Annotated in this window: 6 protein-coding genes; 4 read left to right on the top strand and 2 right to left on the bottom strand. The window is 62.2% G+C overall.

What is annotated here, in order from left to right; translation table 11 throughout:
* Positions 1 to 122: 122 nt before the first annotated feature.
* The gene (mutS, locus tag HZ993_RS23960; RefSeq protein ID WP_245213756.1) at positions 123 to 2855 is read left to right on the top strand and encodes a DNA mismatch repair protein MutS; all 2733 of its coding nucleotides are present in this window, start codon (positions 123 to 125) and stop codon (positions 2853 to 2855) included.
* On the opposite strand, the gene HZ993_RS24810 is transcribed toward mutS, so the two are convergent.
* On the bottom strand, positions 2856 to 4601 hold the full coding sequence (locus tag HZ993_RS24810) for a methyl-accepting chemotaxis protein (protein ID WP_209395190.1): 1746 nt from the start codon (positions 4599 to 4601) through the stop codon (positions 2856 to 2858).
* A gap of 167 nt (positions 4602 to 4768) precedes the next feature.
* On the opposite strand from HZ993_RS24810, the gene HZ993_RS23950 reads away from it, so the two are divergent.
* From HZ993_RS23950 to HZ993_RS23940, 3 genes are all read left to right on the top strand, one after another.
* Positions 4769 to 5596, top strand: coding sequence for a proteasome-type protease (locus HZ993_RS23950; protein WP_209395189.1), 828 nt, complete (start codon positions 4769 to 4771; stop codon positions 5594 to 5596).
* 25 nt (positions 5597 to 5621) lie between these two features.
* Complete coding sequence (locus HZ993_RS23945) at positions 5622 to 6455, top strand: alpha/beta fold hydrolase (protein ID WP_209395188.1); 834 nt, start codon at positions 5622 to 5624, stop codon at positions 6453 to 6455.
* A gap of 227 nt (positions 6456 to 6682) precedes the next feature.
* Positions 6683 to 11539, top strand: coding sequence for a heme utilization protein (locus tag HZ993_RS23940; RefSeq protein WP_209395187.1), 4857 nt, complete (start codon positions 6683 to 6685; stop codon positions 11537 to 11539).
* On the opposite strand, the gene HZ993_RS23935 is transcribed toward HZ993_RS23940, so the two are convergent.
* Entirely contained in the window at positions 11536 to 12372 is an 837-nt protein-coding gene (locus HZ993_RS23935; protein ID WP_209395186.1) for an undecaprenyl-diphosphate phosphatase, read from the bottom strand. The two genes, HZ993_RS23940 and HZ993_RS23935, sit on opposite strands and share 4 nt — an antisense overlap.
* Between the last annotated feature and the right edge of the window lie 6 nt (positions 12373 to 12378).

Genomic DNA, 12378 nt, shown 5'->3' with positions numbered 1-12378 from the left:
TCAGCGTCGAATGGCAAAGGGTTCAAAGCAGGCTCCTGCGGTGGATGGCTGCCATTAGCGTAGCACCGATTACCCATAAAAGACACTGCGCCCCGCTCGGCGCAGTTGATAGACTCCCCGGCATGAGCGACGCCGACAAGCAACACACCCCCATGATGCAGCAGTACCTTGGTCTCAAGGCTGCGCACCCCAACACCCTGCTCTTCTACCGCATGGGTGATTTTTACGAGATGTTTTATGGCGATGCCGAGAAGGCCGCGCGCTTGCTGGACATCACGCTGACCCAACGCGGCCAGTCTGCTGGTGAGCCGGTGGTCATGGCCGGTGTGCCCTTCCACGCCATGGAGGGTTACCTGGCCAAGCTGATTCGCCACGGTGAATCGGTCGCCATCTGTGAACAGGTGGGCGAAGTCACCGGCAAGGGCCCAGTGGAGCGCAAAGTGGTACGTGTCGTAACCCCCGGCACGCTGGTCGATGCCGAGTTGCTCAGCGAAAAGTCCGAATCCGTGCTGATGGCCGTGCACCAGGGCCCGCGCAACCGCTGCGGCCTGGCCTGGCTCAGTGTGACCCAGGGCGTGGTGCACCTGGCCGAATGCACGCCTGACGCCGTGCCCGAGTGGGTGGCCCGTGTCAGCCCCAGCGAACTGGCCTACAGCGCCGGTGCCACCCAGGCCTTTGAAGACCGGCTCAAGCGCCTGCGCATGACCAGTAGTGGCACCAACCCGCTGTACACCACCGCCAGACCCGAATGGCAGTTTGACCCCGCACTGGGCCAGCGCAAGCTGCTGGACGCATTGCAAGCCGCCAGCCTGGCCAGCTGGAATGCCCAAGACCTGCCGCTGGCCCACGCCGCCTGCGCCGCACTGCTGGGTTATGCCGAACACACCCAGGGTCGCGCGCTGACCCACATCAGCGCCGTGCAGGTGCAGCGTGATGGTGAATTGATCGACCTGCCGCCTACCACCCGGCGCAACCTGGAACTGGTCCAGACCCTGCGCGGCGAAGACTCGCCCACGCTGTTCTCGTTGTTGGACACCTGCATGACCGGCATGGGCAGCCGCATGCTCAAGAGCTGGCTGCTGACGCCCCGGCGCGACCGCGCGCAGGCGCAACAGCGGCTGGATGCGATTGCCACACTGCGCAGCGGCACTTTACAGTCGTCATCGCTGGCGCTGTGGCAGGGCCTGCGCCTGCAACTGAAGGGCAGCGCGGATGTGGAACGTATCACGGCCCGCACTGCGCTGCGCCAGGTGCGACCGCGCGAACTGGTTGCCCTGGTGGTTACGCTACAAAAAACAGAGCATCTTGCGCAGCATTTGCGGGGACTGGAAGGCTATTTGGCTGCGGACTCTGCTCCGTGTCACCCGCCCGCTACGCGGGCTCCTTCTTTACCTGCGCAGAGTCCGCAGCCAAATAGCCTTCCCGAGGGGCTGCTGTCTGGCATTGCGCTCGACCTGTTGCCTCCGCCGGACTGCGCCGCCCTGCTGCTGCAGGCTATTGCCGCCGAGCCCGCAGCCCTGGTGCGCGACGGTGGTGTCATCGCCACCGGTTTTGATGCCGAGCTGGACGAGCTGCGTGCCATCCAGACCAACTGCGACGACTTTTTGCTGGACTTGGAGACCCGCGAGCGGGCCCGCACCGGCATCAGCAACCTGCGCGTGCAGTTCAACAAGGTGCATGGTTTCTATATAGAAGTGACCCAGGGCCAGGCCGACAAGGTGCCCGACGACTACCGCCGCCGCCAGACTTTGAAAAATGCCGAACGCTTCATCACCCCCGAGCTGAAGGCGTTTGAAGACAAGGCCTTGAGCGCCCAGGAGCGCGCGCTGGCGCGGGAGAAGTGGCTGTTTGAGCAGGTGCTGGACCGCCTTCAGGCCTTTGTGCCCGTGCTGACCCGCACGGCGCGTGCGCTGGCCGCGCTGGATGCACTGTGTGCGCTGGCCGAACGTTCACTGACGCTGGACTGGTGTGCACCGAAGTTTGCGGTGGAGCCCTGCATAGACATCACCCAGGGCCGTCACCCGGTGGTCCAGGCGCGGCTGGCCGAACTGTCCAGCGGCAACTTCATTGCCAACGACACGCGCCTGGGTCCCAAGCAGCGATTGCAGATCATCACCGGCCCCAATATGGGTGGTAAATCCACCTATATGCGCCAGGTCGCGCTGATCGTGCTGTTGGCATCGGTTGGCAGTTATGTGCCCGCAGCCGCCTGCCGCCTGGGGCCGATCGACGCCATCCACACCCGCATCGGCGCGGCAGACGACCTGGCCAACGCCCAGTCCACCTTCATGCTGGAGATGACCGAGGCCGCGCAAATCCTGCACGCGGCCACGCCCCATTCCTTGGTGCTGATGGACGAGATTGGCCGCGGCACCTCCACCTTTGACGGCCTGGCCCTGGCATCGGCCATTGCCACACAGCTGCACGACAAGACCCAGGCCTTCACGCTGTTTGCCACACACTACTTCGAGCTGACCGAATTCCCTGCCACCCACCACAGCGCGCTGAATGTGCACGTGAGCGCCACCGAGTCGGGCCGCGACATCGTCTTCCTGCACGAAATCCAGAGTGGCCCGGCCAGCAAGAGTTATGGCATACAGGTGGCCCGCCTGGCAGGCATGCCCGCCGGGGTGCTGAACCAGGCGCGCCACACACTGGACGCTCTGGAGCTACAGGCCACGGAATCCCAGGCCCAGGTGGATTTGTTTGCCGCGCCCCCCGCTGCCGAAACCATTGCCGCTTCGGCGCTGGATATGCGCCTGGCAGCTATCAACCCGGATGCCTTGAGCCCGCGGGAGGCGCTGGAGGCGCTGTACCAGCTGAAGGCTTTGGCGGGCGGAAGCAGTGGCAACTAGTTAAAACGACTCCCAGTCGTCATTGCCCTTGTCTGCGGCCTTGTTCTGCGCAATGCCCAGCGGTTTGGCGCCGTCACTAGTGGACTTTGGGATGCTGCGTGGTGCAGATTTTGGTGGAGCCGACTTGCCCAGTGCCGCTTTAGGCGGGGCCTTGGGTGCTGTGGTGGGGGCACGGCGGGGTGCATGGGCGCCCGCATGGTCAGCAGCGCCCAGTTTAAAGACCGCCACCACTTGCACCAGGTCAGCGGCCTGGTTTTGCAGGCTGCTGGCGGCAGCAGCCATCTCTTCCACCAGCGCGGCGTTTTGTTGGGTGACCTGGTCCATCTGCACCACGGCCTCGCCCACCTGGTTGACACCGGCTGACTGCTCGTTGCTGGCAGCGCTGATTTCACCCATCAAATCCGTCACCCGTTTGATCGAGCTCACCACCTCGGTCATGGTGGTGCCAGCCTGATCCACCAGCGCTGTACCCTGCTCCACCCGCTCCACACTGGCGTTGATCAGCGCCTTGATTTCTTTGGCAGCCTCCGCAGAACGGCCCGCCAGCGAGCGCACTTCCGACGCCACCACCGCAAAACCACGGCCCTGCTCGCCAGCCCGTGCCGCCTCCACCGCCGCGTTCAGCGCCAGGATATTGGTCTGGAAGGCGATGCCGTCGATCACGCTGATGATGTCGCTGATCTTGCGGCTGGCATCGTTAATGCCTTTCATGGTCTCCACCACCTGGCCCACCACTTCACCACCCCGCACGGCCACGGTGGATGCATTCATGGCCAACTGGTTGGCCTGCCGTGCCGAATCGGCGTTTTGCTTGACGGTGGATGACAGTTCTTCCATGGAAGCGGCAGTTTCCTCCAGCGCGCTGGCCTGTTGCTCGGTACGCGCCGACAGGTCGTTGTTACCCTGGGCGATCTCCGCGCTGGCCGTGGCCACACTTTCAGACCCGCTGCGCACGTTGGACACCACCTTGACCAGACCGGCCTGCATCCCGAGCAAGGAACGCAGCAGCTGGCCAATTTCGTCTTTGCTGTCGGCACGTATAGGGAAGGTCAGGTCGCCCTGCTCCACGGCGGTGGTGGCCTGCATGGCCTGGGCCAAATCACGCGTGATGCCACCGATCAGGACCCAGCCAAACGCGACTGCAAAGGCCACACCACCCAGTATCAGCGCCCATGACACCATGCGCGCGGTACTGAAGCGCGACTGTGCCGCCTCAAACTCGGCCTTGGCCTCGGCAATCTGTATATCGTTGAGTGCGGCGATTGCCTTGCGGATCGGCACATACAACGGGCGCACTTTTTCGAAACTCAGTTTTTTGGCTTCGTCATAGTTGCCTGCCTTGAGGGCTGCAACAGTTGGTGCCATTGCCTCCGCTCGGAATTTGGCGCGGTCTTCTGTCATCTGTTTGGCTACTTTCTCCTCCTCAGGCGTAGCCTTGGTGGAGGAGTAGAGCGTCCACAGTCTGTCTATTTCTGTCGAATTTTTCTCCAGATCGGCCACGCCGCGCTGCAGTTCCTCTGGTGTGGCGCTCGCCACCATGCTGAGCAATGCAATGCGGTTCTCCAACAGCAAGGTTTGCACGTCGGACAATATTCCCAGCGGCACCGTTCGGTCCTCGTACACGGTTCTCAAGCCGTCATTGGTCTGGTCCAAACCGCGCAGGCCAAACAGCCCCAAGACCAGCATGATGGCGGACATCACGGCAATCAGCATGTACAGGCGAACCGAAATCTTGAGATTTTTCATTGCTTGCTTTCTATGGAAACACGGAAGAAACCTTGGTGGCAGTTGCGGATTGCAAGGCCACACCGCGAACTTCCAGCATTGCACAAAAGGGCGCAAAGCGCAAAGTTCTTTGCGCATGCCAGCCCCGATACACTCTAGGTATTTCCCCTAGGCAACCTGGACCGACCATGACTTACTGCGTAGCCATCAAACTCAACGCTGGCCTGGTGTTCCTCTCCGACTCCCGCACCAATGCCGGCTTGGACCAGATCAGCACCTTCCGCAAGATGATCGTCTACGAGCGCCCGGGCGACCGCTTCATGGTGCTGTTGTCTGCGGGCAACCTGAGCATCTCGCAGTCGGTGCGCGAGATCCTGCAGGTCGAGCGGCTCAAAGACAACGAACACGACGAAGGCATCACCATCTGGAATGCCAGAAGCATGTTTGACGCGGCCCGTGTGCTGGGTGCCGCCATACGCCGCGTGCACGAGCGTGACGCCGTGTCGCTGCAGCAGGCCGGGGTCGATTTCAATGTGTCGCTGATTTTTGGCGGCCAGATCAATGGCGAGGGCATGCGCCTGTTCCAGGTGTATTCGGCCGGCAACTTTATCGAGGCCACACCCGAGACGCCCTACTTCCAGGTTGGTGAATCCAAATACGGCAAACCCGTGCTGGACCGTGTCATCACCCCCAACACACCGCTGGACGAAGCGGCCAAGTGTGCGCTGGTCTCCATGGACTCCACCCTCAAGTCCAACCTCTCGGTGGGCCTACCCATGGACATGGTGGTGTACGAGGCCAACCAGCTACAGAGCAACCGCATTGTGTGCATCGACGAGCACAACCCCTATTTCAAGATGCTGCACGACAACTGGGGGCAAAAGCTGCGCGAGGTGTTTGACAGCATAGAAGACCCCATGTGGGATGGTGGCCAGACCATGGTGCCCCTGCTGGTGGGCTCGGCCCGTAGTGCGCCGCTGCGCAAGATCTCGACGCCGCAAGAGAAACTGATCTGAAGCCCGTTGCGCCCTGAAGTCTGCCATGCCCAACACCATCATCTTTTCACACGCCAACAGCTTTCCGGCCAGCACCTACAAGGTGCTGTTCAAGGACCTGCGGGCACGGGGATTCGCCGTCAAGGCCATTGAAAAATACGGCCATGACCCACGTTACCCCGTCAGCAACAACTGGCCCCATGTGGTGCAGCAGTTGCTGGACTTTGCACAAGGTGTGACCGACAAAACAGGCGAACCGGCCTGGCTGGTCGGCCATTCCTTGGGCGGGTTTTTGAGCCTGATGGCGGCGGCCCGCAATCCCCAGTTGGCACGTGGTGTGGTGTTGATTGATTCACCTATCGTCGGGGGCTGGCGCTCCACCGCCCTGGGGGTCATGAAGACCACGCAGATGTTTGGCTCTTTGTCGCCCGGCGCCGTGAGCCAAAAGCGCCGCAACACCTGGCCATCGGTGCAGGCCGCGTTTGAGCACTTTCGCCATAAGAAGGCCTTTGCCAAATGGGACGATACGGTGCTGATGGACTACGTGACCCATGGCACCCTGGACGCTGACGGCAAACGGGTTCTGAGCTTTGACCGCGAAGTGGAAACCCAGTTCTACAACACCCTGCCCGACAACCTGGAACGCCTGCTGACCCGCCACCCGGTCAAATGCCCGGTCAGTTTTATCGGCGGTTTGGCCTCCCACGAGATGAAGCAGGTTGGCATGGCCATGACCGAAAAAGTCACCAAAGGCCGCATCCTGATGCTGGATGGCAGCCACCTCTTTCCGATGGAAAAACCCGAGGCCACCGGTGCCGCCATTGAGGCAGCGCTGCGCAATATGGACAACTCGCCGCCGGGCCGCCCCAAGGCGAATTAGCCCCCTCGGGGGGCAGCGATCCACACGCAGTGGGTTAGCATGGGGGCCTAAAAGCCAGAAATAGGCTGGGTTTCCGGACAGTTGACTCCGAGCGCCCTTTAGCGGCGCTGAAAACTGCACGATAACGGATAAAGCCGCTACTATTTGTTTCAGTAGGGCGGGTGCAGTGCTGGGCTTCCCTCAGCGGTGCACGCAGCCAGGCCAGGTAAACCAACCACAGTCATCCCGTGTTCGCACTTTTATTCGTCCTTGCAGCTGTTGGCGTATATGTCAACCAGCGGGACCGTGCGCCCGACACGCCCGAGATTGACGGCTCCACGCCCACCCCCACCTCGCAGACCACAACGCCGACCAACGCCGCATCGGCACTGACCACCGCGCAACTGGCGGCGATGACCACCAGCGAAATTGCCGCCCTGACCACCGCCCAGGTAAGTGCATTGACCAGCGACCAGATCGCCGTGTTGACCGGCAGCCAACTGGCCGCTTTTGAACTGGTGGACGTGGCGGTTTTGAGCACCGCTGCCATTGCCGGTTTGAGCTCCGACCAAATCCAGTCGCTGACCACGGACCAGATCGTGGCGCTGACCACGGGGCAGGTCAAAGCCATTGAAACATCCGACGTGGGCGCCCTGCTGACCGACCAGGTGGCCGCACTCGAGACCCGCGATGTTGCGGTGCTGAGCACGGCACAAATCCAGGCCTTGACCACCAGCCAGGTGGAGTCGCTGGTAAGCGCCCAGGTTCGTGCATTGACCACGGCGGAGGCGGCAGCGCTGGGCACCGATGACATAGCGGCTTTGGGCACCAGCGACATAAGCGCCTTCAGCACGGCCGCCACGGCGGCGCTGAGTACAGACGCCATTGCCTCCCTGTCAACCAACCAGATTGTGGCGCTGACCACCGAGCAGTTTGCCGCCTTGGCGACCCGACAGATCGCCGCGCTGACCACCAACCAGATTGCAGCCATAGAGACGGCGGACCTTGCCGCGTTGACGACCGCAGGCATTGTGGCGCTGGACACTTCGGACATCACCGCACTGAGCACCAACCAGATCCGGGCACTGGTCACCCGCCAGGTGGCCGCCATTGAAACGCGTGACGTTGCCGTGTTGTCGTCGACCCAGATTGCCGCGCTGACCAGCAGCCAGGTCGCCGCGCTGACCACCGCCCAGCTGGCCGCCATGGGTTCCAGCGCCATTGCAGCAATTGGCACCAGCAGCCTGAGCGGCCTCAGCACTGCTGCCATAGCGGCCCTGGGAACAGCAACCATAGCAACCCTTTCCACCGCGCAGATTGCGGCACTCACCACGGCCCAGGTAGCAGTTCTGACCACCGCCCAGATTGACGCCCTGACCACCAGCCAGGTCGCCGCCATAGAGACGGCCGACATTGCCGCGCTCAGTACCGCCGCCATCGTGGCGCTGAGCACCGCCGCCATGGGCGCCCTCAGCACCGACCAGCTGGCAGCGCTGACCACCCGGCAGATTCCCGCCCTCGAAACCCGCGATCTGGTGGCCCTGAGCACCACGCAGGTCGCCGCCCTGTCCAGCACACAGATTGCGGCCTTGACGACGGCGCAACTGGCAGCATTGACCGCCAGTGGTGGCCTGTCGGTCACCCAGTTGCCAACGTCTGGCATTGCGGCCCTGAGCACCGCTGCCATTGCCGCGCTCACACCCGCCCAGATTGCAGCACTGTCGCCCGCACAAATCGGTGCACTGACCACGCAACAAGTTACCGTGCTGAGCACGGACCAGGTACAGGCCATAGAAGTGGCCGATATCGGTTCACTGAGCAATGCCGCCATCGTGGCCTTGAACACAGACGACTTTGTTGCGCTGACCAATGCCCAGATAGCCGCGCTGGCCACCAGCCAGATCGCCGTAATAGAGACGCGGGACCTGGTGGTGTGGGACACGGCCCAGGTTGGCGCACTCACCACCGACCAGCTAAGCGCCCTTACGGCCACCCAGATGACGGCGCTGACCAACTTTGGCGCCTTGTCCATACCCAACCTGAGCCCGGCTGCGGTAGCCGCCCTGTCCACTGCCACGATAGCGGGTTTGAGCACCGCGCAGGTGGCCGCATTGGGGACCGACCAGGTGGCTGCACTGACGACCAACCAGGTCGTGGCCCTGACCACGGCCGGTGTGCAGGCACTGACGCTGGACCACATCGTGGCACTGTCCACAGACCAGGTGGCGGCCATCGAATCGCGCGATGTTGCGGTGCTGACCACCGACCAGATCACGGCGCTGAGCCCAACACAACTGGGGGCATTAACCACCAGCCAAGTTGGGGCCTTGAGCACCGCGGCCATCAACACCCTGGGTACCGTGGGCCTGGCGGCCCTCAATCCTGCTGCCATCACGGGCTTTGGCACGGCGGCGATAGCGGCCCTGTCGACAGACCAGATCGTCAGCCTCAGCTCGGACCAGATCGCAGCGCTGAAGACCAGCCAGGTTGCCGCCTTGACCAGCAACCAGGCGGCCGCCATTGAGATTACGGATTTAACCGCCATGGGGACGGCGGCCATCGCGGCGCTGAGCACCGCCGCCATCAGCGCCCTGACCACGGAACAGATTGCCGCACTGGGCACCCACCAGGTGGCGGCCATTGAAACGCGGGATATCGCCGCACTCACCACCGACCAGGTCGTTGCGTTGAACGCCGCACACATCGCTGCCCTGGGAACCGCGGCGATTGTGGCGCTGAACACCGCAGACTTCGTGGCACTCAGCACCGACCAGATCGTGGCACTGGGCACCCAGCAGATCGTGGCCATAGAAACCCGCGATCTGGCGGCGCTGAGCTCCACCCAGGTCACGGCCATGACGCCGGCCCAGATCAGCGCGCTGACACCCAACCAGCTGACCACCTTGACTCTGTCCGGCGGGCTGCCATTGACCAGCTTCACGACCGCGGCCATTGCGGCGCTGCCCACTGCAACAGTGGCCCTGCTCAACACAGACCAGATTGCCTCACTCTCCACCAACCAGATGCTGGCGCTGACCACCGCGCAGGTGGTGGCCTTGAGCACCCAAGCCGTCAGCATACTGAGCACGGACCAGTTAGGCGCGTTGTCCACCCAGCAAATTGCGGCCATAGAAACGCGCGACATTGCCGTGCTGAACACCGACCAGGTGGGCTCCTTGGGCACGGTACAGGTGGCCGCCCTGAAGACGTCGCAAATTGGCGCGCTGAACAGCGACAACATACAGGCCCTGGGCACCACGGGCATTGCTGCTTTGGGCACTGCGGCCACGGCGGCCATCACCACGGCTGGCATCACCGCGCTGACAACCGACCAGATCGTGGCCCTGGGCTCTGCGCAAATTGCCGCCCTGAAGACCAACCAGGTGGTCACCCTCTCCAGTGACCAGTTGGCCGCTATCGAGACGGCCGACATAAGCGCCCTGAGTACCGCGGCCATCGTGGCCCTGAGCACGGCAGCATTTACGGCCATCACCACCGACCAGATTGGCGCCCTGTCCAGCAGCCAGATCATCGCCATCGAAACCCGCGACATCGCGGTGCTGAGCACCGACCAGTTTCTGGCCATGGGCACCACCCAGATTGGCGCCCTGTCCACCGCCCAAATGGGGGCACTGACCACCGACCAGATCATTGCCTTGGGCACGGGGGTGGGAGCACTCAGCACAGCCGCCATTGCCGCGCTCAACACCCTGGCCATTGGGGCTTTGCAGACCGATCAGATATCCGCGCTGACGTCCAACCAGGTGGCTGCGCTCAAGACCAACCAGGTGGCCGCGCTCACCACCGACCAGATACAGGCCCTGGAAACCGGAGACATTTCTGCACTCAGCACAGCCGCTGTGGTCGCACTCAGTACAGATGCCATAGGCGCCTTGACCACCGACCAGATCGGTGTGTTAGCCACACAGCAGATCGCCGCGATCGAGACCCGCGACATCGCGGCCCTGAACTCGGACCAGGTGATTGCGCTGACCACCACCCAATTTGGCGCACTCAAGTCATCCCAGGTCAACGCGTTTACCACCGACAACATCGTTGCGCTGGAAACGGCGGATGTGGCGGCGATCGCTACGGCGGCCATTGCCGGTTTTAACACCGATCAGATTGTTGCGCTGTCGACCGACCAGGTGACCGCGCTGACGCACTTCCAGGTGGCGGCCCTGAGCATGGACCAAATGAATGCCATGACCACGTCCCAATTCGTGTGCCTGGATTTCGTCCCTCTGATTCTCGACCTCAACGACAACGGTATTTATTCGCAAAGCATCAACAATGGTGTGCGCTATGACATCTTTGCAGACGGAAACTTAACGCCTACAGGCTGGGCCGATCCCGGCGATGGGTTCCTGGTTCTGGACCGCAACTACGATGGCGTGATCAACAATGCGTCGGAGCTGTTTGGTGATGCGACGCAAATGCAGAATGGGGACCAAGCCCGCGACGGTTACCAGGCCTTGGCCGAACTGGACAGTGACCTGGATGGATACATCTCCAACAACGACCTGAACTATGCCGAGCTCAAGGTCTGGACGGACACCAACTCCAATGGCGCCACGGACCACGGAGAACTACACACGCTGGCCGATCTTGGCATTGTCAACTTCGACCTGAACGCTTTTGCCACGTCCTTCAATGACAACGGCAACACGGTGGGCCTGGTATCAAGCTACCAGACCAACGACGGACGCACCCATGGCTTGGCCGATGTCTGGTTTGCCACCGACAAAGACAAGGCAGTGCCTGCCGCTGGGGGAGCAACGACTACGGTGTTGGCCGTAGACCCCACGCCCATGCAATTGGGGGTATTCGGCTTGGTCGATGCCATGGCGGCGTTTGAGCAAAGCCATGCCAACAAACAATTTGATCTGTACGAATCTATCGACGGATCGGCGAAGCCGCTCGCCAACGGTTCGGGCACGTCGTCCTACAGCACCACCAACCAACTGGTACAGGCCTTGCGCCAGTTCGATGCGAATGGCAACCTCATCGCCGAATCCTCACACGCCGTCGCCGCGCTGTCGGGCAACGGCATGAACAAGCAGCCAGACCCCGCAGGTGTGCTGGCGGTCAATAACCGCGCTTAAGCCGCCCAGTTCACCGTGCCGGTCCACGCGGTGGCCAACACCACGATGCCAAACGCGATACGGTAATAGGCAAACCCCACAAAGCTGTGGGTGGCAATAAAGCGCAGCAACCAGCGCACACACACCCAGGCACTCAGGAAGGACATGACCAGCCCCACTGCAAACAGCGGCACATCGGCCATGCTGAGCAAGGCACGGTCTTTGTACAGGCTGTACACGCCTGCCCCCACCAAGGTGGGGATGGCCAGGTAAAACGAGAAGTCGGTCGCCGCCTTGCGTGACAGGCCCAGCAGCATGCCGCCAATGATGGTGGCGCCACTGCGGCTGGTGCCCGGCACCATGGCCAGGCACTGCACAAGGCCGACCTTCAGCGCGTCTTTCCAGTCCATGTCGTCGGCTTCCAGCACCCGCACCGCGGTGCCGCCCGCGGCCTGGCGCTTTTCGGCCCACAAAATGATGAAACCACCCACGATAAAGGTGGTGGCCACCACCACCGGGGTAAACAAATGGGCCTTGATGACTTTGCCAAACAGCAGGCCCAGCACCACGGCCGGCAGGAAACCAATCAGCACATTCAACGCAAATTTCTGGGCCTGCACCTGGGTGGGCAGCGCCAGCAGCGTGCTGCGGATTTTTTGCCAATACACCAGGATCACGGCAAAGATGGCACCGGTCTGGATGGAGATTTCAAACACCTGGCGCTTGTCGTGGTCCAGAAAATTCATCAGCTCCCCGGCCAGGATCAGGTGGCCCGTGCTGGAAATTGGTAAAAATTCTGTAAAGCCCTCCACAACACCCATCACAGCGGCCTTGATCAGCAATGCAATATCCAACACAAC

It is taken from the genome of Rhodoferax sp. AJA081-3 (assembly GCF_017798165.1).
Classification (GTDB): Bacteria; Pseudomonadota; Gammaproteobacteria; order Burkholderiales; family Burkholderiaceae_C; genus Allorhodoferax.
This window is presented reverse-complemented; position numbering and strand designations above follow the sequence as displayed.

Excerpts from the sequence above, each read along its gene's own strand:
- mutS (WP_245213756.1), top strand. The coding sequence starts at position 123 with ATGAGCGACGCCGACAAGCAACACACCCCCATGATGCAGCAGTACCTT.
- HZ993_RS24810 (WP_209395190.1), bottom strand. The coding sequence starts at position 4,601 with ATGAAAAATCTCAAGATTTCGGTTCGCCTGTACATGCTGATTGCCGTG.
- HZ993_RS23950 (WP_209395189.1), top strand. The coding sequence starts at position 4,769 with ATGACTTACTGCGTAGCCATCAAACTCAACGCTGGCCTGGTGTTCCTC.
- HZ993_RS23945 (WP_209395188.1), top strand. The coding sequence starts at position 5,622 with ATGCCCAACACCATCATCTTTTCACACGCCAACAGCTTTCCGGCCAGC.